27 protein-coding genes are annotated in these 25,860 nt (G+C 64.1%); 10 read left to right on the top strand and 17 right to left on the bottom strand.

Annotated features, from left to right (window positions below; genetic code table 11):
• Positions 1-68 precede the first annotated feature (68 nt).
• Entirely contained in the window at positions 69-1,097 is a 1,029-nt protein-coding gene (locus tag HUK72_RS17755) for an AraC family transcriptional regulator (RefSeq protein ID WP_176598129.1), read from the top strand.
• 167 nt (positions 1,098-1,264) lie between these two features.
• Here HUK72_RS17755 and HUK72_RS17750 read toward each other — a convergent pair whose 3' ends face one another.
• The 4 genes from HUK72_RS17750 to HUK72_RS17735 are packed head-to-tail and all read right to left on the bottom strand — an operon-like array spanning position 1,265 to position 3,693.
• Entirely contained in the window at positions 1,265-1,567 is a 303-nt protein-coding gene (locus HUK72_RS17750) for a non-heme iron oxygenase ferredoxin subunit (protein ID WP_176598128.1), read from the bottom strand.
• Positions 1,564-2,082: a nuclear transport factor 2 family protein gene (locus tag HUK72_RS17745; protein WP_176598127.1), complete on the bottom strand. Its 519-nt coding sequence runs from the start codon at positions 2,080-2,082 to the stop codon at positions 1,564-1,566. The genes HUK72_RS17750 and HUK72_RS17745 overlap by 4 nt, the downstream gene beginning before the upstream one ends.
• Positions 2,052-2,420 (bottom strand): hypothetical protein, encoded by a 369-nt coding sequence (locus tag HUK72_RS17740; RefSeq protein WP_176598126.1) that lies wholly within the window; start codon positions 2,418-2,420, stop codon positions 2,052-2,054. Before HUK72_RS17740 ends, HUK72_RS17745 begins: the two co-directional genes overlap by 31 nt.
• A gap of 13 nt (positions 2,421-2,433) precedes the next feature.
• Positions 2,434-3,693 (bottom strand): aromatic ring-hydroxylating dioxygenase subunit alpha, encoded by a 1,260-nt coding sequence (locus HUK72_RS17735; RefSeq protein WP_255325850.1) that lies wholly within the window; start codon positions 3,691-3,693, stop codon positions 2,434-2,436.
• Between the two features lie 292 nt (positions 3,694-3,985).
• Between HUK72_RS17735 and HUK72_RS17730 the strand changes: the two genes are divergently transcribed.
• The 7 genes from HUK72_RS17730 (at position 3,986) to HUK72_RS17700 (ending at position 11,079) form a co-directional block, all read left to right on the top strand.
• On the top strand, positions 3,986-6,391 hold the full coding sequence (locus HUK72_RS17730) for a TonB-dependent receptor (RefSeq protein ID WP_176598124.1): 2,406 nt from the start codon (positions 3,986-3,988) through the stop codon (positions 6,389-6,391).
• 53 nt (positions 6,392-6,444) lie between these two features.
• Positions 6,445-6,924 (top strand): nuclear transport factor 2 family protein, encoded by a 480-nt coding sequence (locus HUK72_RS17725; protein ID WP_176598123.1) that lies wholly within the window; start codon positions 6,445-6,447, stop codon positions 6,922-6,924.
• Between the two features lie 33 nt (positions 6,925-6,957).
• On the top strand, positions 6,958-8,193 hold the full coding sequence (locus HUK72_RS17720) for an aromatic ring-hydroxylating dioxygenase subunit alpha (protein ID WP_176598122.1): 1,236 nt from the start codon (positions 6,958-6,960) through the stop codon (positions 8,191-8,193).
• Positions 8,194-8,204: 11 nt separating this feature from the next.
• Positions 8,205-8,549 carry a hypothetical protein gene (locus tag HUK72_RS17715; protein ID WP_176598121.1) on the top strand — a complete coding sequence of 115 codons (345 nt, stop codon included), beginning with the start codon at positions 8,205-8,207 and terminating at the stop codon, positions 8,547-8,549.
• Positions 8,550-8,579: 30 nt separating this feature from the next.
• The gene (locus tag HUK72_RS17710) at positions 8,580-9,887 is read left to right on the top strand and encodes an acetamidase/formamidase family protein (protein ID WP_176598120.1); all 1,308 of its coding nucleotides are present in this window, start codon (positions 8,580-8,582) and stop codon (positions 9,885-9,887) included.
• Between the two features lie 5 nt (positions 9,888-9,892).
• Positions 9,893-10,111, top strand: coding sequence for a hypothetical protein (locus HUK72_RS17705; protein ID WP_255325849.1), 219 nt, complete (start codon positions 9,893-9,895; stop codon positions 10,109-10,111).
• 77 nt (positions 10,112-10,188) lie between these two features.
• The gene (locus HUK72_RS17700) at positions 10,189-11,079 is read left to right on the top strand and encodes a dioxygenase (protein WP_176598119.1); all 891 of its coding nucleotides are present in this window, start codon (positions 10,189-10,191) and stop codon (positions 11,077-11,079) included.
• Between the two features lie 276 nt (positions 11,080-11,355).
• On the opposite strand, the gene HUK72_RS17695 is transcribed toward HUK72_RS17700, so the two are convergent.
• Positions 11,356-11,652 (bottom strand): hypothetical protein, encoded by a 297-nt coding sequence (locus HUK72_RS17695; RefSeq protein ID WP_255325848.1) that lies wholly within the window; start codon positions 11,650-11,652, stop codon positions 11,356-11,358.
• 205 nt (positions 11,653-11,857) lie between these two features.
• On the opposite strand from HUK72_RS17695, the gene HUK72_RS17690 reads away from it, so the two are divergent.
• Entirely contained in the window at positions 11,858-12,478 is a 621-nt protein-coding gene (locus tag HUK72_RS17690; protein WP_176598118.1) for a methyltransferase domain-containing protein, read from the top strand.
• A gap of 19 nt (positions 12,479-12,497) precedes the next feature.
• Here the strand turns inward: HUK72_RS17690 and HUK72_RS17685 are convergent, their stop codons facing one another.
• The 3 genes from HUK72_RS17685 to cysD form a co-directional block, all read right to left on the bottom strand.
• Positions 12,498-13,268 carry a 3'(2'),5'-bisphosphate nucleotidase CysQ gene (locus HUK72_RS17685; RefSeq protein ID WP_176598117.1) on the bottom strand — a complete coding sequence of 257 codons (771 nt, stop codon included), beginning with the start codon at positions 13,266-13,268 and terminating at the stop codon, positions 12,498-12,500.
• Positions 13,265-15,175 carry a sulfate adenylyltransferase subunit CysN gene (gene cysN / locus HUK72_RS17680; protein WP_176598116.1) on the bottom strand — a complete coding sequence of 637 codons (1,911 nt, stop codon included), beginning with the start codon at positions 15,173-15,175 and terminating at the stop codon, positions 13,265-13,267. The genes HUK72_RS17685 and cysN overlap by 4 nt, the downstream gene beginning before the upstream one ends.
• Before the next feature lie 128 nt (positions 15,176-15,303).
• Positions 15,304-16,215, bottom strand: a complete 912-nt coding sequence (gene cysD / locus HUK72_RS17675) for a sulfate adenylyltransferase subunit CysD (protein ID WP_176598115.1) — start codon at positions 16,213-16,215, stop codon at positions 15,304-15,306.
• An 84-nt stretch (positions 16,216-16,299) separates the two neighbouring features.
• Here cysD and HUK72_RS17670 point away from each other — a divergent pair, with 84 nt between their 5' ends.
• Positions 16,300-17,388, top strand: a complete 1,089-nt coding sequence (locus tag HUK72_RS17670) for a helix-turn-helix transcriptional regulator (RefSeq protein ID WP_255325847.1) — start codon at positions 16,300-16,302, stop codon at positions 17,386-17,388.
• Between the two features lie 140 nt (positions 17,389-17,528).
• On the opposite strand, the gene HUK72_RS17665 is transcribed toward HUK72_RS17670, so the two are convergent.
• The 9 genes from HUK72_RS17665 to HUK72_RS17625 form a co-directional block, all read right to left on the bottom strand.
• A complete protein-coding gene (locus HUK72_RS17665; protein ID WP_176598114.1) occupies positions 17,529-17,744 on the bottom strand; it encodes a hypothetical protein in 216 nt (71 codons plus the stop codon).
• Positions 17,734-19,041: an oxygen-independent coproporphyrinogen III oxidase gene (gene hemN, locus HUK72_RS17660; protein WP_176598113.1), complete on the bottom strand. Its 1,308-nt coding sequence runs from the start codon at positions 19,039-19,041 to the stop codon at positions 17,734-17,736. Before hemN ends, HUK72_RS17665 begins: the two co-directional genes overlap by 11 nt.
• A gap of 219 nt (positions 19,042-19,260) precedes the next feature.
• Entirely contained in the window at positions 19,261-19,605 is a 345-nt protein-coding gene (locus HUK72_RS17655; RefSeq protein ID WP_176598112.1) for a hypothetical protein, read from the bottom strand.
• On the bottom strand, positions 19,574-20,134 hold the full coding sequence (locus HUK72_RS17650) for a helix-turn-helix transcriptional regulator (RefSeq protein ID WP_176598111.1): 561 nt from the start codon (positions 20,132-20,134) through the stop codon (positions 19,574-19,576). The genes HUK72_RS17655 and HUK72_RS17650 overlap by 32 nt, the downstream gene beginning before the upstream one ends.
• Positions 20,135-20,306: 172 nt before the next feature.
• The gene (locus HUK72_RS17645) at positions 20,307-21,026 is read right to left on the bottom strand and encodes a hypothetical protein (RefSeq protein WP_176598110.1); all 720 of its coding nucleotides are present in this window, start codon (positions 21,024-21,026) and stop codon (positions 20,307-20,309) included.
• 70 nt (positions 21,027-21,096) lie between these two features.
• Positions 21,097-22,641, bottom strand: coding sequence for a DHA2 family efflux MFS transporter permease subunit (locus HUK72_RS17640; protein ID WP_176598109.1), 1,545 nt, complete (start codon positions 22,639-22,641; stop codon positions 21,097-21,099).
• On the bottom strand, positions 22,638-23,888 hold the full coding sequence (locus HUK72_RS17635; protein WP_176598108.1) for an HlyD family efflux transporter periplasmic adaptor subunit: 1,251 nt from the start codon (positions 23,886-23,888) through the stop codon (positions 22,638-22,640). Before HUK72_RS17635 ends, HUK72_RS17640 begins: the two co-directional genes overlap by 4 nt.
• Entirely contained in the window at positions 23,885-25,321 is a 1,437-nt protein-coding gene (locus tag HUK72_RS17630) for an efflux transporter outer membrane subunit (protein ID WP_176598107.1), read from the bottom strand. Before HUK72_RS17630 ends, HUK72_RS17635 begins: the two co-directional genes overlap by 4 nt.
• Complete coding sequence (locus HUK72_RS17625) at positions 25,318-25,776, bottom strand: MarR family transcriptional regulator (protein ID WP_336952159.1); 459 nt, start codon at positions 25,774-25,776, stop codon at positions 25,318-25,320. Before HUK72_RS17625 ends, HUK72_RS17630 begins: the two co-directional genes overlap by 4 nt.
• Positions 25,777-25,860: the final 84 nt, after the last annotated feature.

Genomic DNA, 25,860 nt, shown 5'->3' with positions numbered 1-25,860 from the left:
GCGCGTCGGGCTTGACCCGGCTCCGTAATGAGAGTGTCATCTTCCAAGGGACCGAGGGAAGGACGAGCATGCTGACGCACATGGCCACGCCGAGCCGCTTCTGGAATGGAGAGGCGCTTCCGCTCGTGCAGTGGAACCGGTTCAGCAGCACTGACGCGGGCGATGTAGAAGCGCATATGAGCCGGATGTTCTGCCCCCATCGGCTGGATGTCCATGGCGGGCGGCCGCCGATCGATTTCCGCCATAATCAGGCCCAGCTCAAGGCGCTGACCTTCAACGCGCAGGATTATGGCAACCCGTTCGGCCGGATTTCGATAGACGTGCCGCAGATGGGGGACATTTATCTGGTGCAATTCTCGCTGACGGGCACGTCCTTCATCACCCATGACAGAGACAGTTTCAGCCTGGCGCCCGGCCAGATGTGCGTGCTGGCTCCCGATTCGCATTTCCGCCAGACGTTCGAGGCGGGCTACAAGCATTTCACCATCAAGATACCCAAGGCCGATCTGGAGCAGGTGCTGGCGAACGAGCTGGGGTTCCGGCCGGACGATCTGGTCTTCTCCACCCGACCGGTGCCGCTGGTGGGGGCGGCGCAGGCCTTTGCTCATCTGGTCCGCACGATCTGCGACGACATCGACTATGGGCTGACGGGCTATACCCATCCCCGGGCGAGCGGAGCGGTGGAGGATACGCTGAAGCGCCTGCTGCTGGCGGCGGTGCCGCACAATCATTCCGAATTGTACGATTCATCGCCCTCGGCCCCGGCGCCCTATTATGTGCGGCGCGTCGAGGATTTCGTGCGGGGCCATGCGTGCGAGGCGATCTCGCTGATCGACATGATCGAGATTTCCGGGGTCAGCGCACGGTCGCTGCATGCGGGGTTCCGGCGGTTTCGCGGGGTGACGCCGATGGTCTATCTCAAGAATGTGCGGCTGGACCTGGCGCGCAAGATGCTGCTGGGCGGCGTGGAGGAGGGGCATAGCGTGACCGATGTCGCGCTGGCCTGCGGGTTCAGCCATCTGAGTAAATTCGCCCGCGATTATGCGGAGCGCTTTGGGGAGAGGCCTTCGGCTACCTTGCGGCAGTTGAAGGGGTGAAGGATGGGGGCGTGTTAGTTCTATTCCGGTGGGGTTGAGGCGCAGCGTGTTCCTGCGAAGGCAGGAGGCCAGTTCCAGCGGCGGGACTGGGTTCCTGCCTTCGCAGGAACACGGTTCAGATTTTGCTCAAGCGCACCGCGATCGACAATGAGTGGCCGCACCGACCATCAGGGCGCGATATGCACCGCGCCGTCGATCATCTCCACCGCATAGGTTTTGAGCGCGATCGAGCAGGGGGCCGCGCAGGCCGCGCCGGTCTTGATGTCGAAGCTGCCGAGGTGGAAGGGGCAGACGATCTTGCCGTCCTCTATCTCACCCTCCGCCAGCGAGGCTTCGCCATGGGTGCAGAGGTCGTCGGTGGCGAACACCTGCCCGTCCAGCAGATAGACGGCGATGCCGTGGCCGTCTTCCAGTTCGACGCGGTGCACCTCTTCCTCGCTGAGATCGTCGATGGCGCAGAGGCGGATCATGGGGCGAACGCCTTCTTGATCGCCCAGGGGGGCGTTGCCACACCCTGGATGCGCAGGTCCAGCTTCACGGACGTGAATTTCCATTCTTCTTCCTCATAAGTTGTCAGGCTGTCGTACCAGCCGCCCAGCCAGCGATCTTCCGGGCCGGAGTCCCCGGCCATGGTGGAGAGTTCCCAGAGATACCAGCGGCAGCGCGCCGAGCGGGCGTCTTCCATAAATTCGACATAGGGGGCGACCATATAGTGGATCGACCATAGCACCTGTTCGGCGGCGATGCGGGCGAGGCCCTGGGCAATCGCGGCGGCGCCGTGGAAGGTGGCGAAGCCCTCCGCCGACCAAGTGGCGTCCGCGTGGAACAGCGGTCGCATGATCGCCGGGTCGTTCCTCCGGTCCGCGCCGTGGGCGTAGCGCGCCACGAGACCTTCCATCTCCTGGCGCGCTTCGATGCGGAACAGCCGTTCCTCCATGGGCAGGCGGGCCATTGTCAGGCGGCCATCGGGTGCAGCCCGCGCCATGTCTCCTGCCCGCCATGGACGGCGAGGAAGCGCTCTTCCTCGAACGCATAGGGGACGCCGGGAGAGCCGGAATACAGCTCGATATGCGGGGCGACCTCGGCCAGCGAGAGGGCGAGATTGTAGAGGGCATGGTGGCTTTCCGGCAGCGCGCCGAGCGGGAAGCGGTCGACCTCCGCCAGCGCGTCCGACAGGCGGGGCAGCATGCGGTCGTAGAAGGTGCGCAGTTCCGCCGCGCTCGATGCCTGCCGCTTGCGCTGGCGCTGGTCGGCCGTCGGCAGGTTCCAGTCGAGGCAAAGGGAGAGGTCTTCGAAGCCCGCAGGCAGTATGGTTTGCGTCATGGTCTTTTCCCCCTCACGCATTGACATATTGGTCGACCACGGCGGCGCTGTGGCGGATGAGGATTTCGTCGTCCTGGAGATTCTGGACGAGCTTGGCGCGGGACTGCATCGCCCTTTGCGTGTCCTCCATGGTGGCGGTGTCCTCCAGCCAGGCGTTGCGCTGGAGCGTCATCGCATGTTCGATGGCCCAGCGTTCCGCGTTGGTCTTCGGCGGGCGGACATAATAGCGGCCCTCCCAGAGCGTGCGGTTATGGGCGATGGGCCAGAATTGGTGGGTGAACCAGATGCCCTCCGACACGTGGATCAGCGTGTTGGGGAAAAGGACGCTGAGTTCGAAGGCGAAATCGTCGCGCTTGTCCGGGTTGATCGCGGGGGGCAGCATGGTTTCGGCGCGCTGGGTGACGAGCGAGGCGCCTGCAATGTTATTGGCGATGCCCGCGACCGGGGTGGGCTTCGCGCCCAACGTCAGGCAGACGGCGCAGGTGCGGTGCGGGCCCATCAGCTTCACATTTTGCAGCCCGGTGGAGAAGGTGTTGGGGAAGGAGCCGGCATGGATGGTGTCGACATGATAGGCCTCCGCAAAGGCGTCGTGCGCGACCTTCCAATTGCATTCCAGTTCGGTGTGGTAGGTGAACTGGTAGTTGAGTTCGGCAAAGGGGAAGCCCGCGAAATGCGCGGCATAGTCGCCCAAAAAGTCGGCCAGGCTGTTGTCCGGCTTTTCGGCCAGGTTGACGAAGATGAAGCCTTCCCAGACATCGGTGTGGATGGGGGTCAGGCCGTTCCGCTGCTTGTCGAAACATTGGTAGAAGCGTTCTTCGCTCGGCACATGCTTCAGCGCGCCGTCCGCGCCATAGACCCAGCCGTGGAAACGGCAGGTGACGATGGCCGCCTTGCTGCGGCCGAAGGTTTCCGGGCCGGTTTCAGTGACGACGGTGTTGCCGCGATGCGCGCAGACATTGTGATGGGTGCGCACGACGTCGTCCTTGCCGCGCATCAGGATGACCGACGTGTCGGCGGCGGCGAGGCGCTTGACCTTGTAATCGCCCTTGTTGGGGATTTCGTCGACGCGGCCGACGCAGAGCCAGACCTTTTTGAATATCTTCTCTCGTTCTCGTTCATACCAGTCCGGGTCGATATAGGGTTCGATGGAGATCGGCCCCGATCCCAGTTCGGGATGTTCGTGTAACCAGCGATGCGCGTCGTTCATCATCCTGTCCTTGCTGTTGCGATCGGTCGCCGCGTCTAGGGGCTTCCGAATGCCTGAATTCGCCATGGATGATGTCGGCGCGCGCATTGCCCCGCTAGCCCGATCCGGTGCACCTTAGCCTGGGGGCGCATCAAAGGCGCGGGGGGTTAAAAGGGGTGCGGAATGCCTTTTTCGTTGTGCCGCACTCCGTCGCGCTCAGATGTCGAACCTCGCAGGATCAGGCTAGCGCGCATGGCCGATCTGGGTTCGATTAGGTGCGGGCGTCCAACAGGCGCTGTGACCGTGCCTTTCGGAACCAACTGCCGGGGGCTGGCGGTACCAGAAAAACAAAATGCCAATCGAGACGGGGAGTCAAAAAATGGAAGACGAAAGCTGCAAACCCATATCGTCCGGCCGCGTGGCCCGGTGCCTGCAATCCGGTTCGTTGCGCGCCTTGATCGCCGGGCTGGCGCTGGCATCCGGAGCGCCTGTTCTGGCGCAGCAGGCGCCGGAAGACCCGGCGGCGAGCCAGAATAGCGGTATCGCGGAAATCACCGTCACCGCTCGTCGCCGCGCCGAGTCGCTTCAGGACACGCCGATCTCCATTTCCGCCGTGACGTCGGAAGGTCTGGCGCAGCGCGGGATCGATAACGTCACGCAGATCGGTGACTTCACCCCGAACGTGAAGTTCAACAGTTCGGTGCCGGTATCGGCCAGCAACGCCACGGCGGCGATCTTCATTCGCGGCATCGGGCAGAATGACTATCAGCTTTCCGCCGATCCGGGCGTGGGACTGTATCTGGATGGCGTCTATATTTCACGCGGTGTCGGCAACGTGCTCGACGTCCTCAATGTCGAGCGGATCGAGGTGCTGCGCGGGCCGCAGGGGACTTTGTTCGGCCGCAACACCATTGGCGGCGCGGTGAGCGTCGTCACGAAGAAGCCCGCCGACGATCTGGGGGCCAGCCTGGAGCTGACGACCGGCAGCTACAACCGGGTGCAGATCAAGGGCTCCATCGACGTGCCGCTGGCCGAGGGGGTCTATACCAGCCTTTCGGGCTTCTATCATATGCGCGACGGCTATGTGAAAGGCACGGTGCCGCTGGCGCCGAATCTGGGCGACACCAACACCATGGCGGGGCGTTTCGCGCTGCGGCTGGAGCCGACGAGCAAGCTTTCCATCAACATCGCCGTCGACGGCACGCGTTCGCGGGAGGAAACCGCGCCCAACGTCATGCTCGCGGTCGATGAGAATGCCCCGGCGGCGCAGGTGTGGAACGGCCTTTATTCGGGCGCGGCGGGCATCTGCACCGATCTTTCCAATCCGGCCCGGCTTTCCGACACGCGCTGCTACAACAGCCAGTGGGCGCAGGCGCCCTATCGCCATGGCGGCACGTTCCGGGCGATTTCCAGCACCTTCGACAATTTCGGCAAGCGGCGTTACCAGTCAGCGTCCGACCTCAATATCTGGGGTGTTTCCGGCACGGTGGAATGGCGGCTGGGCAATAATGTAACGGCCAAGTCCATCACCGCCTATCGCAAGGTGACGGGTTTCTGGACCCGTGATTCCGATCATAGCCCGGCCAGCATCGTCCAGACCAAGAGCGACTGGAAGCAGGATCAGTTCTCCGAAGAATTGCAACTGATCGGTGATGCCCTCGACAGCCGTTTGAACTGGGTCGTCGGCGGCTATTATTCGAAGGAAAGCGGCAATCACCAGGATCTGGTCAACATTGTCGACGCCGTCTTCATGAGCGGTGCGATCCTCGATGGGCGGAGCCTTGCCGCCTTCGGTCAGGCGACGTTCGAAATCGTCCATAATCTCAGCCTGACCGGTGGCATACGCTGGACCGAGGACAAGAAGACCTTCGACAATGGCAATCAATATGTCGTGGCGGCGGGCTTCCTGACGGGGCAGCCCTTCAATCCCGACGGGTCGGGGTTGCAGGATGGCGATCCGCTGATGGGCCCGCCCGGACGGACGACGATCAAGGACCGCGCCTGGACGCCGATGGCCAGCCTTTCCTATCGCTGGTCGCCCGAATTCCTGACCTACGCATCCTATTCGCAGGGGTTCAAGGGCGGCGGCTTCACCCAGCGCGTCTTCCCGCCCTTCGCCAACATTCCGTCCTTCCGGCCGGAGACCAGCACCACCTATGAAGTCGGCTTCAAGTCCGACCTGTTCGACCGGCGGCTGCGGCTGAACGGCGCGGCGTTCATCAACGATTATGACGATCTGCAGATCACGGTGAACGACCCGCGCCTGGGCTTCGCGCCGATCATCCAGAACGCCGCGAAGGCGCGGATCAAGGGTCTGGAACTCGAATTGCAGGCGCGCCCGACCGAGGCGCTCAGGCTGGAGGCGGGGCTCGGCTATCTCGATGCCAAATATCGTCAGGTGGACATCCGCGCCCTCAACAGCGGCGTGACAAAGGATTCTCACCTGCAAAATGCGCCCAAATGGACGCTGAGCGCGGGGGCTTCCTACGACATTCGGGTCGACGGCGTGGGCCGGTTCACGCCGCGGGTCGATTGGTCCTACCGGTCGAAGGTCTATAATGACGCGGTGAACAGCCCGCTGCTGATCCAGAAGGGCTATCATCTGGTGAACGCCTCCATCGGTTATAGCGATGAGCCGGAAAGCTGGCTGATCACGCTGGGCGTCAAGAATCTGACCAAGGAAGTCTATCTGGGTTCGTGCTTCGTGGATTCCTTCGGCGGGATCACGGAGGGGGCGTTCGGGCGGCCCCGCGAATGGTTCCTGAGCGCGCGCCGGACCTTCTGACAATCATGCGGGTGCCGGTTTTTCCGGCGCCCGCCTTAGCGGACGAGGACGGCATGCCGGGAACATTGGAATGCAGGATCGCACGGTTGGAAGCGCTGCGCGACATCGATGCGCTGATCGTCGATCTTTCGCGGGCATTCGACGCGGGGCCTTCGGCGGAGATGCTACGGCCGCTTTTCACGGCGGATGCTGTCTTCCGGATCGATCATTATGGCACGCTGTCGGGGGGCGAGGCCATCGCTGAGGGTGTGGCGGGCAATGCCGACCAGGGGTTCAGATGGACCCTGCATTATCTGGTCTCGCCCAAGGTGACTATCGATCCCGGCCACGACCGGGCGGACGTCGAATTCATGCTGTGGGAGGTCGCGACCTCAGCCAGCGGGCGGGCCTATTGGATCGGGGGGCGGTACGTCGCGGAAGTGCGGAAGGTGGAGGGCGGCTGGCGGTTCGGTGCGCTGGAACTGCAGGCGGATTTGATCTCCCATTATCCGGACGGCTGGCGCGACAAGCCCGCCACCCTGGCCGAAGCATGACCTGAAAAATTTACGGGAATTTCGGAGAGTAAGATGACCACGACATGCACGGCAGAAGACTTGCGCCATATCAACCGCAGCGTCGATGATATTCGCGAAGAACTTGGCGTCGACCCGGTATCGGTGCGGGCAATCAGCGATCCGGCCATTTACGAACTGGAGCGCGAGAAAATTTTCCGCAAAACCTGGTTGAAGGTCGCGACAAGTTGGGAATTGCCCAATGTCGGGGACTATAAGGTCAAGGAACTGCCGGTGGCGGACGCATCCGTGCTGATCGTGCGGGGCAAGGACGGACGGATCAGGGCTTTCCACAATGTCTGCACCCATCGCGGGAACAAGGTCGTTCCGAGCAGCGGTTTCGAGACTTTCGGGCGGTCGCGTGCCAATGTCGTCACCTGCCGCTTCCATGGCTGGGTGTTTTCGACCGACGGGCCATTGCGCTCCGTGCCGATGAAGGAGAAGTTCGGCAAGCTGGATACCGCCTGTCTTGGACTGCGCGAAATTCATTGCGATAGCTGGGAAGGTTTCGCCTTCATCCATTTCGACGCCGAACCGGCGCAGACGCTGACCGAATATCTGGGTGACTTCGGCCGGTTGTTCGGCGGCTATCCCTATGCGGAATCGACTACAGCCTTCCGCTATTCGACGGTGCTGAACTGCAACTGGAAGGTCGCCCATTATGCCTTCAGCGAAGGTTATCATGTGCCGACCATCCACGCCGGGTCGCTGCCGGGCTTCAAAGGGGTGGAGCATAGCGATTTCAAGCTGATGGGGCCGCATGCCTCCTCCACCATCTATGGGGCGGGGATGGACACCGCGCCCTCGACGCTGGCCTTCGCGTCGATGCTGAGTACGACCGAGCGCCACCGGCCGCGGCCCGACCAGTTGCCGCCCGCGATCAACCCGGAACGGCGGGCGGATTTCCAGTTCGAGCTGCCCAATCTGTTCCCCAATTTCATCATCCATCTGGCGTCGGGCTGCGGCTATCCGGGCATGTCCTTCTTCACCCACCAGTTCTGGCCGCTCGACCATGGGCGGACGCTGTGGGAAGGCATCAACTATTTCCGGCCTGCCCAGAGCGCGGCGGAGCAGGTGGCGCAGCAGCATGTGAACGCGCTGCACCGCAACGCCTGGCTGGAAGACACCGCCACCATGGAAGACACTTTCGCCGGCATCATGTCCGGATCGATCGATGCGATGCAATTGATGGACCAGGAATTCCTGATCCGCCACGCGGCGCGCACGCTCGACACCTATCTCGCGGCCTGAGGAACCATAGCATGACGAACCCCATCCTTCCCGCGCCCTTTGCCGATCTGGCGCCGCTTGCCGCCCATTGGGCGCGCCCGAGCGAGAATGAACGCAGCGAAATCCGCTGGACCGCCACCGCCGCCGACTTCAAGGCGCTATACGACGCGATGATGCCGCGCCTCGATGAGATATTGCGCCTGCTGTCGGACCATCCCGCCACCGGCATGCCGGAGGATGTCCATAATCTCTTCCTGCTCGCCTGCGCCTTTGCCGAGGCGTCGCCGCATCATGAGCTTTACGGGGGCAGCAGCGCCGTTCCCTTCAGCTTCGATGCGCGGCGCTTCGTGCGCATGGATGGCGATGCCGCGCTCTGAGCGGTCCCACAGAAACAAAGGGTAGTTCCAATGTCTGACGCGCGTTCGCATATCGAGGTTTACGACTATAGCGGTGGGATCGTCGGGCCGGGCATCGCGCCGGCCGGGACCGTTCGCGACGGCGGCACCATCCGCACCGGCACGCCGCCGGGCTGCTGGGGACCGATGATCACGCCGAAATTCCAGGGCGGGCATGAAGTCACGCGCCCCGTGCTGGTTGAAGGGGCGGAGGTCGGGGACGCCATCGCCATCACATTGAAGACCGTCCGGGTGACGTCGCTCGCCACCTCTTCGGGCGTGATGGAATTTGTCGAGGGGCGCTATGTGGGCGATCCTTTCGTGGCGAAGCTGTGCCCGAACTGTGGAACGACCGCGCCGTCCAGCCATATCGAAGGGATCGGGGACGAGGCGGTGCGCTGCGACAATTGCGGGGCGGAGGTGAATGCGTTCCGCTTTTCCAACGGCTATGTCATCGTGCTGGACCGGGAAAACAATGTGTCGCTGACCGTGAGCAAGGATGTCGCGGAACGGATCGCCGGGGATGCGCGGAATATCGCGGCCATTCCGGACGGGGCGGACCAGCATTCGATCCTGGCGCTGGCGCGGGCGGATATTTCGGGCTTGGCCAGCCGCATGCGGCCTTTCCTGGGCAATATCGGCACGGTGCCGTCCCGCGACCTGCCGGATTCGCATAATGCGGGGGATTTCGGGTCGTTCCTGATCGATGCGCCCCATGGCTACAGCTTCACGCAGGAGGAGTTGGACCGGCACAAGACGGACGGGCATATGGACACCAATTCGGTGGGGGAGGGCGCGATCCTCATCTGTCCGGTCAAGGTGCCCGGCGGCGGCGTCTATATGGGCGACATGCATGCGCAGCAGGGCAATGGCGAGATTGCGGGCCATGCCACCGACGTATCGGGCGTGGTTGAGCTGGAAGTGAAGGTGATCAAGGGGCTGAAGCTGGACGGCCCGATCCTGTTGCAGCATCGCGACGACCTGCCCTTCCTGGCTCAGCCGATGAGCGGGGAGGAGAGCGCGGCGGTCGAGCGTCTGGCCGAACGCTATGGGCAGAAGACGGTCGAGGATAATGCGCCGATCACCTTCATCGGTTCGGGGCCGACGCTGAACGACGCGACCAAGAACGGGCTGACCCGCGCCGCCGAGGTGACGGGATTGCCCTATGACGAGATACTCAATCGGGCGACCATCGCCGGGTCGATCGAGATCAGCCGGTTGCCGGGGGTCGTCCGCGTCACCTTCCTCTGCCCGACGCCGATCCTGGAGCGCATGGGCGTGGCGGAGCTGGTCCGCCAGCAATATGGCGCGCAGGCGTGATCGCCATGAGCGGGGCGAAAATGCCGGGATCGGTCGTCATCGGCCGGGATGTAGTGGACCGAATGCTGCATCTGGCGACCGGCCGGACCGACGAGGCGCTGAACGCGCGTTTCGGCATCAGCTATAATAGCTGGCGCAAGATCATCGCGGGGCGGCCGGTCAGGCCGTCCATGGCCGCCCGGCTGGTGCGTCGGGTCGAAAGCATCGAGCGGCATGCGGGTTGAAATGCGCTGGCGGCGTCCAGAAAACCCCCTCGAACAGCAATGATGATCGCTGATATTCCCCCTTCCGGAGAGGTAAAATGACCGAAGATTTCGTGAACAGCCCGGCGGTTCAGACCCTGCTGGACCGGGCCGCTGGCCTTGACGCCGAGGGCGGTGACGGGCGGCTGAAGAGCATAGTTCGCGACCTGGCCGAAGCGGTGATGAAGACCATCGTCCGCCATGATGTGAGCGAAAGTGAGTTCTGGGCTGCGATCCAATATTTCCAGGACGGCGCCGCCGAATTCGGCCTGATCGTGCCGGGCGTGGGGCTGGAGCATTTCATGGACCTGCTGATGGACGCCAGGGATGCCGAGGCGGGCCGGACCGGCGGCACCCCCCGCACCATCGAGGGGCCGCTCTATGTCGCGGGCGCGCCGCTGGCGGAGGGCGACGTCAACCTTACCGACGATGCCGACGACACCGGCACGCTCTACATGAGCGGCGTGATCAGGGGGCCGGACGGGGAGCCTGTGCAGGGCGCGATCCTGCATGTCTGGCACGCCAATTCGCAGGGTTGGTATTCGCATTTCGACCCGACCGGCGAGCAGACGCCCTTCAACAACCGCCGCCGCATCCGGATCGGCAGCGATGGGCGCTACAGCTTCCATTCGAAGATGCCCAATGGCTACAGCGTGCCGCCCGGCGGGGCGACCGACCGGCTGATGCGGGCGCTGGGCCGCCATGGCAACCGCCCGGCTCATGTGCATTTCTTCGTCGAGGCGCCGGGCTATCGCACGTTGACGACGCAGATCAACTTCGGGGACGATCCGTTCGCGGCGGACGATTTCGCCTTCGCCACGCGGGAAGGCCTGCTGCCCATGCCCAACCGGCAGGGCGACACCGCCACCATCGCCTTTGATTTCGAGTTGCAGAAGGCGGGCGCTTCCAGCGATGAGGGCTTTTCGATGCGGGCTCGCGCTATGGCCTGAGAGTGGCCATGGGGTGGACTCTGGGTCGCCGGACTGGGCGATTTGGGTGGTTGGCAGACAGTCCGCTTTCCTTGAAGTGCACCGTGCTCCTGCCTGCGCAGGAGCACGGTGCACTTAACGTCCCCTATTGGCCATTTCCCGACACTCCGGACTTGTCTGCGCGGCCCAGCGTGGCGGAATCGAAATTCGCTTCATCACCGTCATTCCTGGTCAAACCCGGGAGGACGATCAATATGGCGAATTTCGGACTCAGGCGATCAGGCTTAAGCTGCGGCCTTAGCGGGATAGCCGCCGGCGGTTCTTGCCAACGGCCTTGCGATAATGGGCGGTCGATGCCTGCATGACGGAAAGCGGCGTCGTGCCCAGCGCGCCCGTCATCGCTTTCCATTGCAACAGGGCCGCCGCCTCGATCTTCTCCGCCACCATCCGTTGCGCCTCGACCGCCGCCGCCGGATTGCCGGCCAGCAATTTCGGCACGCGCAGGCCAATCACCATGGCGGCTTCCAGACCAAGGCTCCAATAACCCAACGCAACCGTCATGGGGTCGATCTGCCGCATCTCGATAATCTCCATCGGCTCCCGTCTGTCGAATCCCGGAAGCCGGCTCCATTCGATAGCCGAATATCGGCGCCTGTCACCCTTCTTGCGCCGACCGGGAGGGAGACTTGATCCAGGTGAGGCGTTTTTTCAGGAACTTGACTTTGGCCCCGGGGGTTTCCCCGGCAAGCCCGACGCGCAGCGGCTGCGGCGGCAAAAATGATCGGAGAGTGACGCAATCGTGGCGACATCGTTCGAAAACAGGGCGGCGCAAGGCCTGCTGGCGGACCAGCGCGGCCCGGCATTCCTGGCTCTCGCCTTTCGGGAGTTTTTCCGGAACCCGCTAGCTGTCGGCTCCGCTTTCCCCGCGTCGCGCTTCCTGGTGGACCGCATGTTATCCCCGGTCGATTGGACCCGGATGGCCTGCGTCGTCGAATATGGTCCGGGAACCGGCATCTTCACCCGCGCCCTGCTGGATCGGCTGCCGGGCGATGCGCGGCTGCTGGCCATCGATAGCAGCGCCGCCTTCATCGACCATCTGCGCGGCGCGACCGGCGACAGGCGGTTGATTGCCGTGACCGGTTCAGCCGATGCAGTGCTCGACATCATGGCCGATCATGGGCTGGGCCGGGCCGACTGCATCCTTTCCGGCCTGCCCTTCTCCACGCTGGCGCCGGAGCGGGCCGAGCGGTTGATGAAGGCGAGCGCGCGCGCCCTGGCGCCGGATGGACGGTTTCTCGCCTATCAGATGCGCAAGGCGGTGCAGCCGCTGCTGGAGCGCCGGTTCGCGCAGATCGTGACCGGTTTCGAATGGCGCAACATGCCGCCCTGCCATCTTTATTGGGCGTCCCGTCCGTTGTGAGGCGGGAAATGGACCCCCTTCAGCCGTTGACCTCAGCCAGCTCCGCGATCAGCGCCAGCACCTGGCCCGCATGTTCGGTACGGCAGATGAGCAGGTCGGGCAGGTAGACGTCGCTTTGATTGTAGATAAGCGGCGAACCGTCGATGCGCGAGCAATGAAGGCCATGGGCCAATGCGACCGCGACCGGGGCCATGCTGTCCCATTCATATTGCCCGCCGCTATGGAGATAGATGTCGGCCTGGCCCAATATCACCGCCATCGCCTTGGCCCCCGCCGATCCCATCGGCACCAGTTCCGCGCCGAGCCGCTCCGCCACCGCCACCGCTTCCTTGGCGGGGCGGGTGCGGCTCACCACCATGCGCAGCTTTTCGGGCACGGGCGGCAAAGCGGCGGGACGGTCGGAGCGCAGCAACGTGCCGCCATCCAGCCCCGGCAGCGCGACCGCGCCGATCACCGGCCTGCCGTCGATCGCCAACCCCACATGCACCGCCCAGTCGGCGCGTTCCTCGCCATATTCGCGGGTGCCGTCGACCGGGTCGACGATCCACACCCGGCTCTTGGCGAGACGGTCTTCATTGTCCTTCTCCTCCTCCGACAGCAGGCCGTCTTGGGGCCGCGTCTCGCGCAGGGCGTGGCAGAGGAACTGGTTGGCGGTCTGGTCGCCCGCCTTGCCCAGCGCCTTGGGGCTGAACAGGCCGCTTTCCCGCACATTGACCAATATGCGCCCGGCGATCTCGGCCAGATGCGACGCGAGGTCGGCGTCGTTCATGCTTTCGACCGCCGCGCTCATGGGATCAGCCTCTTCACGATCTCGTCAGCAGCTTCTTCGGCGGTGAGGCTGGTCGTGTCGATGCGGATTTCGGGGTCTTCGGGCGCCTCATAGGGGCTGTCGATGCCGGTGAAATTCTTGAGTTCGCCGGAACGCGCCTTCCTGTAGAGGCCCTTGACGTCGCGGGCCTCCGCATCGGCCAGGGGGGTGTCGATATGCACCTCTATGAACTCGCCGGGCTGCATCATCTGGCGCACCATCTCGCGTTCCGCCCGGAAGGGCGAGATGAAGGCGGTGATGACGATCAGGCCCGCATCGGTCATGAGCTTCGCCACCTCGCCCACGCGACGGATATTTTCCACCCGGTCGGCGTCGGTGAAGCCCAGATCCTTGTTCAGCCCATGGCGCACATTGTCGCCGTCCAGCAGGAAGGTGTGGCGGTTCATCCGCGCCAGCTTCTTTTCGACAAGGTTGGCGATGGTCGACTTGCCTGCCCCCGAAAGCCCGGTGAACCACAGCACGGCGGGCTTCTGGTTCTTGAGGCCCGCATGGAATTCGCGGGTGACGTCGGTCGCCTGCCAATGGACATTCTGCGCGCGCCGCAGCGAGAAGTGCAGCATGCCCGCCGCCACGGTGGCGTTGGTGATCTTGTCGATCAGGATGAAGCCGCCGAGCGTGCGGTTCGTCTCATAGGGTTCGAACACGATCTGGCGGTCGGTTGACAGGTTGGCGACGCCGATGGCGTTCAGCTCCAGCGTCTTGGCCGCCAGATGCTCCATCGTATTGACGTTGACCTGATATTTGGGCTGCTGGATCGTGGCGGTGACGGTCTGCGTGCCGATCTTCAGCCAATAGGGGCGGCCGGGCAGCATCTCCTCATCCGCCATCCAGACGATGGTCGCCTCGAACTGGTCGGCGGCCTGGGGCGGATTGTCGGACGCCGCGATCACGTCGCCGCGCGAGCAGTCGACCTCATCTGTAAAGCAGAGCGTGACCGACTGGCCGGCAACCGCTTCGTCGAGATCGCCATCGAGCGTGACGATGCGGCTGACCGTGCTGGTCTTGCCCGAAGGCAGGACGCGGATGGCGTCGCCCTTGCACACCGTGCCGGTGGCGATCTGGCCGGAAAAGCCGCGGAAATCGAGATTGGGACGGTTGACCCACTGCACCGCCATGCGGAAGGGCTTGAGCTGGTCGGAGACCTGATCGACCTCGACCGTTTCCAGATGCTCGATCAGCGCAGGCCCCTTGTACCAGGGGGTGTTTGCCGACGGGCCGGTGATATTGTCGCCCTTGAAGCCGGAAATGGGCATGGCCGTGAAGGCCTTGATGCCGATGCTATGGGCAAACTCGGTATAATCCTTGACGATGCCGTCATAGACCGCCTGGTCATAGTCGACCAAATCCATCTTGTTGATGGCGAGGACGATATTCTTGATGCCAATGAGGTGCGCCAGATAGCTATGGCGGCGGGTCTGCGTCAGCACGCCCTTGCGCGCGTCGATCAGGATGACGGCAAGGTCGGCGGTCGACGCGCCGGTCACCATGTTGCGGGTGTACTGCTCATGGCCGGGCGTGTCCGCGACGATGAACTTGCGCTTTTCCGTGGCGAAGAAGCGATAGGCGACGTCGATGGTGATGCCTTGTTCGCGCTCGGCGGCGAGGCCGTCGACCAGCAGGGCGAAGTCGATCTCCTGCCCCTGTGTGCCGACGCGCTTGCTGTCGGCTTCCAGAGCGGCGAGCTGATCCTCGAAGATCATCTTGCTGTCATAGAGCAGGCGGCCGATCAGCGTCGACTTGCCGTCGTCCACCGACCCGCAGGTGATGAAGCGCAGCATCGTCTTGTGCTGGTGCACCTCCAGATACTGGTCGATGTCCTCCGCGATGAGGGCGTCGGTCTTGTAGATGGGTTCTGCAATATCGGACATTTAGTTCACTCCGTCATGCTGAACTTGTTTCAGCATCCATCGCGCCTTTGGCGACGTGGGGGCGTGGGGAAGGATGGACCCTGAAACAAGTTCAGGGTGACGATGAAAGGACAGGGATCGCCCCGACATCAGAAATACCCTTCCTGCTTCTTCTTCTCCATGCCCGCGCCGCCTGCATCCTTGTCGATGGCGCGGCCCTGGCGTTCGGACGTGGTGGTGAGCAGGGTTTCCTGAATGACCTCCGGCAGCGTCTTTGCCTCACTCTCGACCGCGCCGGTCAGCGGGTAGCAGCCCAGGGTGCGGAAGCGGATCGAGCGCATCACCGGCTCCTCGCCCGGCTTCAAGGGGAAGCGTTCGTCATCGACCATCAGCAGCATGCCGTCGCGCTCCACGGTCGGGCGCTCCTCGGCAAAATAGAGCGGCACGATCGGCACGTCGTTGAGGTGGATATATTGCCAGATGTCCAGCTCGGTCCAGTTGCTGATCGGGAAGACGCGGATGCTCTCGCCCTTGTTCTTGCGGGCGTTGTAGAGGTTCCACAGTTCGGGCCGCTGGTTCTTGGGATCCCAGCCGTGCGAGGCGGTGCGGAAGGAGAAGATGCGCTCCTTGGCCCGGCTCTTCTCCTCGTCGCGCCGCGCGCCACCAAAGGCCGCGTCGAAGCCGTAGAGGTTGAGCGCCTGCTTCAAGCCCTCCGTCTTCCACATGTCGGTGTGCAGCGGGCCATGGTCGAACGGGTTGATGCCGCGTTCCTGCGCTTCGGGATTGTGGTAGACGAGCAGTTCCATGCCCGACTCCTGCGCCATGCGGTCGCGCAGGTCGTACATCGCCTTGAACTTCCAGGTGGTGTCGACGTGCAGCAGCGGGAAAGGCGGCGGCGAGGGGTAGAAGGCCTTGCGCGCCAGATGCAGCATCACCGCACTGTCCTTGCCCACGCTGTACAGCATCACCGGCTTCTCGGCCTCCGCCACCACTTCCCGCAGGATATGGATGCTCTCCGCCTCCAGACGCTCCAGATGCGTCAGTCTCTTCGAATCGATCATCGTTCACCGCCTTGTTTATGACAGCCTGATGGCAGAAGCGGGAGAGGACTGGACCTCCCATATGGGAGGATATACATATTAGCCATGCGACTGGACGATGGCGGATTATTGGCGGCTCTCCATGAGGGTATGTTCGAGCAACCCCTTTGGCACGGGTTCCTCGAAAAGCTGCGGGCGCGGTCGGGGGCCGCCTATGCCAGCCTGGCCTTCCGCCCGGTGGATGAGGAGCGGATCGTCGAACTATATGCCGGGCCGCCGACGCCGCTGCATCTCGACCGGCTGTTCAACGAAAAATATGTGCGCGATCCCCTGCCGTACCGGCGGATGCGGGAGGCGCGGGTCTATACATTGGACGAATTGCTCGACCCCGGCGACGCGGTGCAGCAAAGCTATCGCGCCGAATTTCTGGAGCCGCTGGGCATCACCAACATGCGATCGGTGCGCGTCACCGAGCCGAGCGGCATGGATGCCTGGCTGAGCAGCGCGGGCGGGCGGGAGGTGGGGTCCGCCGTCGGCGCGCTGCTGACCGCGCTGGTGCCGCATCTGCGGATCGCGCTGCGCAGCTTCGTCGCGTTCGAGCGGGAGAAGTTCCGATCTTCGGTCAATTCGGAGGCGTTCGGGCGGCTCAATTTCGGCTGGCTGACGCTGGACGCCCAGTGCCGCATCGTCGACATGACGCCGCATCTGGAGCAGCTTTTCCAACGGTCGCGGCTGTTGCGCCGGGGGCGCTACGACCGGTTGACGCCGGCTTCCCCGGCGGTCGACCGGGAACTGACCGCTTTGGTCAAGAGCTTCGCGGCGGATGGCGAGGCGCGGCCGCGGGCGATCAATCTGAGCCGCGATCCGTTGATGGACATGCTGGTGCGGCCGATCCAGGATCGGTCGCTGTCCGCCCAGTCGGTGCCGGTCGCCATCGCCTATATCAGCGGGGACCGCTGGTCGCAGGCGGATCGTTGCGACCAGTTGGTCGACCTGTTCGGCCTGTCGCCCAGCGAGGCGCGGCTGGCCTGGGCCATCGCGCAGGGCATGTCGATCAGCGAGGCGGCCGTCGACCTGGGGCTGACGGTGGAGACGGCGCGCAACTATTCGAAGAAGATCTACGCCAAGACAGGGGCGCGGGGGCAGGCGGAACTGGTGCGGAATATTTTGACGAGTGTGCTGGCCTTGGCTTGAGTTTGCTCGGCTATGGGTGGCGGTTGCCATTGAGCGGTACGTGCTCCTGCGAAGGCAGGAGCCCAGTCCTGCCGTCTGAACTGGGCTCTCACGAGCCACTTGTCTCGTTCGAGTGCCTTCGCAGGAGCACGGAATCCACTTCACTGGCAGGTTTCGCTGCGGATTTTCTTCCGGTCGCAGGGGATGACATGGCAGGGGGCGTTCTTGTCGTCCGGGTTGGCGGGCTTGCGCTGCCAGGGGGGCGTCCAGCCCGGCGGCGCGGAGCCGCAATACCAGGGGTTCGGCATGGCGGCGGCGGGCGCGTGGACCGTCGTCAGCGGGATGACGGCCAGCAGGGCCAGCGCGCTAGACCGCATGACTGAACCGCTTTTCCGCCGGTTCCAGCCAGGCGTCGAAACAGGCGGCGATGCTGCGCGCATAGGGCAGCGCGTCCCGCGTCAGCGCCACCCGGCCCTCGCTGATGCGGACAAGGCCCAATTCTTCGAAGCGGCTGAAATCGGGCATGGGGTGGGCGGTGCCGACATGCGCCTCGCCCTGGCAGAGCAGGGCTTCGATGATGCGGCCGCGGCGGCGGTCCTCCGGCGTGCGCAGCGTGCCGCGGGTGGCGGATAATTGGCCCGCATCGGCCAGCGCGCGCCAGGGGCCGGCCTGTTTCTCATTCTGGACGATGAGGTCGGGGAACTGGCTGATCGCGCTGGCGCCCAGACCCAGCAATATCTCCGCCGGGTCGTCTGTGAAGCCCTGGAAATTGCGGCGCAGGCGGCCTTCGCGGGCGGCGCGGGCCATGCCGTCTTCGGGCAGGGCGAAATGGTCGAAGCCGATGGCGGCATAGCCCGCGCCGGTCAGCGTCTCATGGCCCTGCGCCGCCATGGCGAAGCGGGTGGCGAGATCGGGCAGGTCGCTGGCGTCGATGCGGCGCTGGCGGGGCAGCAGCCGGGGCATATGGGCATAGCCGAACAGGGCGATGCGGGCGGGCCGCATCGCAATGGCGGCCTCCAGCGTGGCGGCGAGGTCGTCCGCCGTCTGGCCGGGCAGGCCGTACATCAGGTCGAAACCCGTCGCGATCCCGGCTGCGCGAAGCTGGTCGACGGCGCGCTCCACCATGTCGAGCGGCTGGATGCGGCCGATCCGCGCCTGGACATGCGGGGTGAAGGTCTGCACGCCCAGATTGACCCGGTCGACGCCCATGGCCGCCATGGTCGAAATCCATTGCGCGTCCAGGCGCCGGGGATCGAGTTCGACCGACAATTCGGCATGATGCGCGTCGAAACAGAGCAGCAGTTGCTGGAGCAGGCGGACGAAATCGACCAGCGGCAGGCTGTTCGGGCTGCCGCCGCCAAAGGCGATGCGCTGCACCCGCCCTTTGCCGTTCAGCCGCCCGGCGACCGTCGCGATTTCCCGCTCCAGCGACTCGACATAGGCGGTGAGGCGCTGAACGCGGTTCGCCGCGCCCGTGTTGCAGCCGCAATACCAGCAAATGTCGTGACAATAGGGAATATGGACATAGAGCGAGAGAGCGCTGTCCCTTTCCACCCCGTCCAGCCGGGCGGCAAGCTCCGCCGCGCCGACATCGCCGCTGAACTGCGCGGCGGTGGGATAGCTGGTGTAGCGCGGCACGGGCCGGTCGAGCAGGTCGGGATGATAGGTCCACATGATCCTGACTCAGAACCGCGCCGGAAGAGCGGCGTTCATCATTTCATGAGAGATTGCGATAAACATGCTCACTCGCTCCGGCTAAAATCCCGCTGCCGCTTGAGCCGGACCCGGCCATAAGCGCAGAGAGGAATGTATGACGCCGGGCGCGCCTGCATCTTGATTTATCGCAATCAGAGTCGAATTTTCAGCGGGGTGGGGCGAGCGCGGGGGCAATCGCTAAATTTTGTCGGAACTTCTGATCGTTCGAGGAGGGCAACAGGGCGAAGGCCCAGGCGCGCAGCCGATCTCGGTATTGCGCAGGTTCGAATCCCTTTTCATATCGATCAGCATTTGATGGGCGTTAACGAAGTGACGCCGGCCCTCGACGAACGTCTTGAAGCCGTCGGCCAGCGTTTCAAGCGCCGGCTGACTTGCTGCATCGCTCAGCTTCGCGTCGGAAAAGGCTTTGATCACATGAGTCATCAGCACGGAGAATTTCTGGAGCGTGCCATCGATCAGAAGTTGCGTCCGGCCAAGATCGGTGACGATCTTACGGGCCTGCTGCGGATTGAATTCGATCATGAGGTTTCCTTCGCGCAACCGCAAACGGTGTGCGTTTATAAGATTGGCTTGTCCGGGAAGCGGAGTCTGGATGCGATAGAGCGTCCAGTGCTCCAGCAAACAGAATGACGATGGCGAGGATGGTGATCGTCAGCAGGAGCGCGATCTTGCCGATCTCGATGAGGCGCTGAGCGTATGTCAGGTCATTTGGCGGGCCTCCGATGAAGGGAAGGCCGAGCAGCTTGGACAGCGCCTCTCGTTGCTCGACCCGTTCCAGGGAAATGCCCATATCCTGGAGGATTTCAACGTCCGACGGTTTCAATTCAAATTGTTTGAATCGAACTGCGCCATCGATTTTCGTGAAAATCCGGGCAGCGTCGCGCCGATTTTCCGCGTTCAGAATGATCCGGGCGCGATGAAGATACTGGTCGACGGTTTGATGCGTCAGGCCCACCAGCGGGGCGATCTCCTTCGAGCTTCGTCCCTCCGCAACCAGGCGAAGACACCGCTTTTGCGCATCGGATAATTTGCTGATCCGATCGTCCAACATGCGCCTTCCAACAGTCTCTCCCTATGAATCATGTCAGTGGCGGAAATTTCCGGGCTTGGCCAGGTCGGCTTCGCCATGCCAGCCTGGTTTTTTCAGGCCCTCCTGCTTCGGTGCGTGCAACGCCGCCGGCGGTCTTCAACCGGAACGATTCTCGCGCGAGACCCGCGGCCCTTCAGCCAGGTTCGATGCTGCGAAAATCGATGGCGATGGCGACGCGGTCGAGATTTGGCCGGTTGTCGGGTCCGGTCGCATAGACGCGGCGCTTGGTCGGATAGACTATGCCACCGAATGTCTTGGGCTCCAGCGCGTAATTGGCGCTGGACGAGCCGCCGATCACGTCGACGCTATAGTCGTGCCGCCGCAGAATGCCGGAAGCGTCGAAATAGAAGATCTGCTCGCGGCCATGGCTCGGAATATTGGGAGGAAAGATCGCCTTGAGACGGCGCCAGGTCTCGCCATTCTCGTCCCACGGTTCGATTTCCTGCGTCTGAAAGCCCGGCAGGTTAAGCAGGAATGGCGTGGTCAGATAGGTCCACATCGCATAGCCCGAAAAATAGGCGAGATGCAGCGCGTCCCATGGGGTCGTCATGCCATGGCCTGAAAATGCGTCCCTCGGCGCCTCGCGGGATTCGATGTCCTTGCCGTCGGCCGCGACGATGGCGACCCGGTCAGGCTCGAACAAGCTGTGCCGCCCGATGTCGATGAAGGGGGCATATTGGGCGCGGGGCCGATGGGGATCGGCAACCACCCTCACGTCCGCGAACACATCCGGCCAGGCCTTGAGATGCCACAATGCCCCGCCGATCGCGGCATGCGCATTCAGCGTCTTGAGCTGTCGCCAGCGTTCCCATCCCCCATGTGCGGCGATGGCTTGCTCCAGAAGATCGCTCATTTCCGTCCTCCAATGAAAGATGCTTGCAGAGATGTCCGACCTTCGCGGCGCGCCTTCCGGGCCGATATGTTCAATCCGCCGCCACCACATGATCGCTCGGCGCGGGCCGGCGCGTGAACCATACAAGGCCGATCAGTGCGAAAGACAGCCATCCCGAAATCCAGAAGAGATCCAGCGTGGAGAGGAGATAGGCCTGGTTGACGACCGATCGCCCGATCGACCCCATCGCCTGAAGCTGGCTCATGCCCACCTCCTGAAGCTGGGTCAGCGCTTTGTCGAAGGTGGAGGAGAAGGGCGTTCCGACTTCGGCAAGCCGCGCCTGATGCAGCGCTTCGCGGCGGTCCCAGAAGGTCGTCACCAGCGAGGCGCCAAAGCTGCCGGCGGTGATCCGCGTGAAGTTCGAAAGGCCGCTGGCAGTGGGTATCTGGTCGGTTCGCAAACCGTCCAGGGTGATGGTGATGAGAGGGACGAAGAAGGTCGTCATCGCGATGCCCTGCAGCAGCATCGGCGCCGCCAGCGTCAGGAAGCTGGCATCGGGCGCATATTGGCTGCGCAGCAGGAAAGACCCGCCGAAACTGAGGAAGGCGACGGTCGCCATGATGCGGGGATCGATCTTGAAGCGGGCGATCAGCGGGGTCGAGATCACCGCGACGATCCCCGCCGGGGCGGCGACCAGGCCCGCCCAGGTCGCGGTATAGCCCATCTGCTCCTGCAGCCACAGCGGCAGCAGCAGATTATTGGCGAAGAGCAGCGCGTAGCCCAGGCAAAGCGCGATCACCCCCAGGGCGAAATTGGGGCGGGCGAACAGGCTCAGATCGACCGCGGGCTCCTCCTCCGTCGTTTCCCAGATGACCCAGGCGACGAAGCCGATGACCGCGCCGATCGCCAGCGCGACGATCAGTCCGCTCTGGAACCAGTCCCGATCCTTGCCCAGATCGAGCACCGTCTGCAGGCTGAAGACCCAGAAAGCGAGCAGCGCGAGGCCGATCGTATCGACGGACACTTTCGCCGTCGGAGTCTCCCGCTTCCGCAGCATGAACCAACTGATGCCGCCAGCGACAAGGCCGATCGGCAGGTTGATCAGGAAAATCCAACCCCAGGGATAATTATCGGAAATATAGCCGCCCAGGACCGGTCCGAAAATCGGCGCGGCCAGCGTCATGGCCGACCACAGGCCGAGCGCGGAACCGCGCTTATGGCTGGGAAAGATGGTCATCAGCAGCGTCTGGCTGCCGGGGATCATCGGGCCCGATACGCCACCCTGCAGGATGCGGAAGAAGATCAGGCTTTCCAGGCTCCAGGCGATTCCGCACAGAAGCGATGCGATCGTAAAGGCCAGGACGGAAAAGCAGAATGTCCGCACCACGCCAAATCGTCGCATCAACCAGCCGGTCAGCGGCACCGTGACGCCGTTCGCCACGGCGAAGGCGGTGATGACCCAGGTGCCGCTGCTGGTCGAGACCCCCAGGCTGCCGGAAATGGTCGGCAGCGAGACATTGGCGATGGTCGAATCCAGCACCTGCATGAAGGTGCCCAGCGCCAGCGCCGTGGCCGCAAGGCCAAGCGAGACGCCACTGAGCGGCGGGTATCCGGCCGCTTCCGGAGCGCCGCTCACCGGACGCCGCCACCCAGATTGGCGGCGATGATCCGCCGGACGCTGGCGTCGACCTGCGGGCCGCCATCCAGGCTCTGCTGCGTGCCCCCGGCCGGCGGCGTGCTGGACGCGACGAGCGGGCCGGAGCGGTCCGACGTGTCCACCGTGACATGGGCGGACAGGCCGATCCGCAGCGGATGGGCCCGCAATTCCCTGGGGTCGAGCGCGATGCGCACGGGCACGCGCTGCACGATCTTGATCCAGTTGCCCGAAGCATTTTGCGGCGGCAACAGAGAGAAGGCGCTGCCCGATCCGGCGCCAAGACCCAATAACCGGCCATGATAGGTCACCGCGCCCCCATAGACATCGGCAACGATGGTCGCGCGCTGGCCGACGCGCAGGTCCGCAAGCTGCGTTTCGCGGAAATTGGCATCGATCCACAAGGAGTCGAGCGGCACCACGGCCATGAGCGGCGTTCCGGCCGCGACCTGCTGGCCAAGCTGGACGTTGCGCTGCGCCACGACGCCGGCAACCGGCGCCTTGATCGTCATATAGGAACGGTCGATCGCCGTCCGCCGCACGTCGGCCACCGCGGACAGCACTTGCGGATTGTTCGCGACGCTGGCGCCGGCGATGGTGCTTTGCGACTGATCGCGCCGGGCGAGGGCCAGATTGAGCGTGGCCTGTGCCGCCGCCACGGCATCCGCTGCGTGGCTGAGTTCTTCGCCCGAAATCGCGCCCGATGCGGCGGCTGTCTTTCGCCGGGCGTAATCGGATTGTGCCCGCGCAAGATCGGTGTGCGCCTTCGCGATCTCGGCGGAGCCTTCCGCGACCGCCGACTGCGTTGCGCGTATGTCGCGCACCGCAAGGCCCAACTTGGCCTGCGCGGCCGCAAGCGCGACGTCCTGTTGGGCGGGATCCAGCTCGATCAGCGTCTGGCCGCGGGTCACCGCCTGGGTATTGTCGGCATGCAGGGCCAGCACGGTGCCGCCCTGACGCGCCGTGATGGCGACGACATTGCCGCCAACATAGGCGTCTTCCGTTTCCTCGGTCGACGGAGCCAGCAGCAGCGAGGCGCCATAACCGGCTCCCCCCAGCAGAACGGCGGCGCCCAGAAGCAGGAAACCGAGCCGCCGCGCCCGAGGCTTGCCCCGGGGGAGGGAGGCGGCCTGCGCGGTGAGCGCGGCGGACTCGGTGATCGCGACATCCTCAAGCTCTTGCCCGAAGTGGCTGTCGCGATCGAACTTGTCGTCAGAATAATCGGTCATGATTGGCTGTCCCCTTTCGCAACCGACGCCTGAAAGGGCGCGGCGGGATCGAAACCGCCGCCCAAGGCGGCGATGAGTTGAATGCGGCGGGCGAGCGCCTGCGCCTGCAGCGTGACGAGATCCTGTTCGGCTTCGAGCAGGCGGAAACCCGATTCCACGGCGTCCAGCCTGGAACCCAGGCCGGTATCGACGCGGACCTGATCGAGACGGACAGTCTTGCGCAACCCGTCCACGATGGCTCGCTGCGCGGTGACGTCCGCATCGACGGCACGGACATCGGTGATGGAATCGGATGCTTCGCGAACCGCGCCGAGCACTGATTTGTTGTAGCTGGCGACCGCCAGATCGAGATCGCCCGTCGCCCCTCTATATTGCGCGCGCAGTTTGCCGCCTTCGAAAATGGGCAGCGATACACCCACGCCGCCCAGGGCGGATATGGCGCCGCCCTTGACGAGATTCTCCAGGCCGATAGCCGTGAAGCCGGCGAGGGCCGTGATGCTGACATCCGGCAGGAACGCCGCCGCCGCCGCCTTGCGGCCCTGGAGCGCCGCTTCGATCCGCGCCTGACCGGCCAGCAGGTCCGGACGCCGCGCAAGCAGATCGGCCGGGAGCGTATCCGGCACGGCCGGCGGCTCCGTCAGCTTGAGGGCAGGGGGAGCGATCTGCGGATAGAATTCAGCGCCGCGACCGGCCAGGGCGGCAAGGGCATGGACCAGCACGTCCCGCTGCTGGACGGCGCGGGTACGCGCCTGTTGCGCCTCCGCCAGCAAGGTTTGCGCCTGAGTCCGGTCGAATTCGCTGGCAAGATTGCTGCGGACGCGGTTCTCCACCAGCCTAAGGGCCTGTTGCCGCGTCTGGACGAAGCCGTCCGCCACCTGGATAAGCTGTTCCGATTGGGCAAGGCCCACATAGGTCTGCGCGATGGAAACGGAGATGGCGAGCCGTGCGGCTTCGGCATCGAGCTTCGCCGCCTGGACGTTGTTGGCCGCCTGGCGCAGCAGGTCGCGATGGCGGCCGAACAGGTCGAGATCCCAGCCGAGCGAGGCGACCGCGATGCCCATATTGGCCGTGCTTCCCCCTATGGGCGGCGGCAGAAGCCGTTCAGCAATGTGGGCGCGGCTGAGCTGGCCGGAGCCGTTGACGCTGGGCAGCAGCTCGCCATTGGCCGCTTCGACCTGCGCCTGAGCGATTCGAACGCGGGACAGGGCGCTATCAAGATCGGGATTGCCGGCCAGGCCCATGGCGATAAGCCGATCGAGCTGATCATCGCCAAATGCCGTCCACCAATTGCCGGAGATGTTCGCCGTCGCGGCGGCGTCGAGACCGATTGCAGCGGGATTGACCCGCGCCACCTCCGGATCGATATGCGGAATATTGGCGCAACCGGCCAGCAGCAGCGCGGCGAAGGCCGGAAAAGCGGCGGCCCGGCTCATGCGACCAGTCCTTCGGCTTCCGTGATCTGCTCCGCCTTCGCGAACAGCTTGGCGAGCGTCGCGATAAAGGCTTCGGCCTCCGCCTGATCGACATCCTCGAAAATGTCGCCCCAGGCGCCAACGACATCGGGGCCGACAGCCTTGGTCACCTCTACCCCTGCCTGGGTCAGCATCAATTTGACGACACGCCGGTCATCGCTGCCGCGGTCGCGATTGAGGAGGCGATGCTCCTCCAAAGTGTCGACCAGGCGGGTGGCGGAGCCCGTGGTGATGCCCAGTTCCCGGGCGAGCTCGCCCACATTCGTGACAATCCCGTCGTGAATCACCTTGAGCGCGATCCATTGGGTGTAGCTGAGATTCAGCTCGCCAGCCCGCGCAGCGAGCCGCGCCTCCACATGAGCGGTGGCCAGCTTGGCCAACCGCCGCAGCATGCGGCCGGGTGAGCTGGAGCTCACGCATATGTCTATTCCAAGTCGCGCCATAAACCCTGTCCTGCATTTAGTTGCATATGCAGATAATGCGCATGCAGAAGCTGACAA

Source organism: Sphingobium sp. 15-1 (assembly GCF_013375535.1).
GTDB classification, from domain to species: domain Bacteria; phylum Pseudomonadota; class Alphaproteobacteria; order Sphingomonadales; family Sphingomonadaceae; genus Sphingobium; species Sphingobium aromaticivastans.
This window is presented reverse-complemented; position numbering and strand designations above follow the sequence as displayed.

What these genes read in the sequence shown, in the direction of transcription:
- HUK72_RS17645 (WP_176598110.1), bottom strand. Translation starts at nt 21,026, where the DNA reads ATGAGCGATCTTCTGGAGCAAGCCATCGCCGCACATGGGGGATGGGAA.
- HUK72_RS17655 (WP_176598112.1), bottom strand. Translation starts at nt 19,605, where the DNA reads ATGATCGAATTCAATCCGCAGCAGGCCCGTAAGATCGTCACCGATCTT.
- HUK72_RS17685 (WP_176598117.1), bottom strand. Translation starts at nt 13,268, where the DNA reads ATGAGCGCGGCGGTCGAAAGCATGAACGACGCCGACCTCGCGTCGCAT.
- cysN (WP_176598116.1), bottom strand. Translation starts at nt 15,175, where the DNA reads ATGTCCGATATTGCAGAACCCATCTACAAGACCGACGCCCTCATCGCG.
- HUK72_RS17730 (WP_176598124.1), top strand. Translation starts at nt 3,986, where the DNA reads ATGGAAGACGAAAGCTGCAAACCCATATCGTCCGGCCGCGTGGCCCGG.
- HUK72_RS17705 (WP_255325849.1), top strand. Translation starts at nt 9,893, where the DNA reads ATGAGCGGGGCGAAAATGCCGGGATCGGTCGTCATCGGCCGGGATGTA.
- HUK72_RS17650 (WP_176598111.1), bottom strand. Translation starts at nt 20,134, where the DNA reads ATGTTGGACGATCGGATCAGCAAATTATCCGATGCGCAAAAGCGGTGT.
- HUK72_RS17750 (WP_176598128.1), bottom strand. Translation starts at nt 1,567, where the DNA reads ATGATCCGCCTCTGCGCCATCGACGATCTCAGCGAGGAAGAGGTGCAC.
- HUK72_RS17745 (WP_176598127.1), bottom strand. Translation starts at nt 2,082, where the DNA reads ATGGCGCGGGCTGCACCCGATGGCCGCCTGACAATGGCCCGCCTGCCC.
- HUK72_RS17700 (WP_176598119.1), top strand. Translation starts at nt 10,189, where the DNA reads ATGACCGAAGATTTCGTGAACAGCCCGGCGGTTCAGACCCTGCTGGAC.
- HUK72_RS17710 (WP_176598120.1), top strand. Translation starts at nt 8,580, where the DNA reads ATGTCTGACGCGCGTTCGCATATCGAGGTTTACGACTATAGCGGTGGG.
- HUK72_RS17740 (WP_176598126.1), bottom strand. Translation starts at nt 2,420, where the DNA reads ATGACGCAAACCATACTGCCTGCGGGCTTCGAAGACCTCTCCCTTTGC.
- HUK72_RS17715 (WP_176598121.1), top strand. Translation starts at nt 8,205, where the DNA reads ATGACGAACCCCATCCTTCCCGCGCCCTTTGCCGATCTGGCGCCGCTT.
- cysD (WP_176598115.1), bottom strand. Translation starts at nt 16,215, where the DNA reads ATGATCGATTCGAAGAGACTGACGCATCTGGAGCGTCTGGAGGCGGAG.
- HUK72_RS17725 (WP_176598123.1), top strand. Translation starts at nt 6,445, where the DNA reads ATGCCGGGAACATTGGAATGCAGGATCGCACGGTTGGAAGCGCTGCGC.
- HUK72_RS17695 (WP_255325848.1), bottom strand. Translation starts at nt 11,652, where the DNA reads ATGGAGATTATCGAGATGCGGCAGATCGACCCCATGACGGTTGCGTTG.
- HUK72_RS17755 (WP_176598129.1), top strand. Translation starts at nt 69, where the DNA reads ATGCTGACGCACATGGCCACGCCGAGCCGCTTCTGGAATGGAGAGGCG.
- HUK72_RS17670 (WP_255325847.1), top strand. Translation starts at nt 16,300, where the DNA reads ATGCGACTGGACGATGGCGGATTATTGGCGGCTCTCCATGAGGGTATG.
- hemN (WP_176598113.1), bottom strand. Translation starts at nt 19,041, where the DNA reads ATGTGGACCTATCATCCCGACCTGCTCGACCGGCCCGTGCCGCGCTAC.
- HUK72_RS17630 (WP_176598107.1), bottom strand. Translation starts at nt 25,321, where the DNA reads ATGAGCCGGGCCGCCGCTTTTCCGGCCTTCGCCGCGCTGCTGCTGGCC.
- HUK72_RS17735 (WP_255325850.1), bottom strand. Translation starts at nt 3,693, where the DNA reads ATGGCGAATTCAGGCATTCGGAAGCCCCTAGACGCGGCGACCGATCGC.
- HUK72_RS17635 (WP_176598108.1), bottom strand. Translation starts at nt 23,888, where the DNA reads ATGACCGATTATTCTGACGACAAGTTCGATCGCGACAGCCACTTCGGG.
- HUK72_RS17720 (WP_176598122.1), top strand. Translation starts at nt 6,958, where the DNA reads ATGACCACGACATGCACGGCAGAAGACTTGCGCCATATCAACCGCAGC.
- HUK72_RS17665 (WP_176598114.1), bottom strand. Translation starts at nt 17,744, where the DNA reads ATGCGGTCTAGCGCGCTGGCCCTGCTGGCCGTCATCCCGCTGACGACG.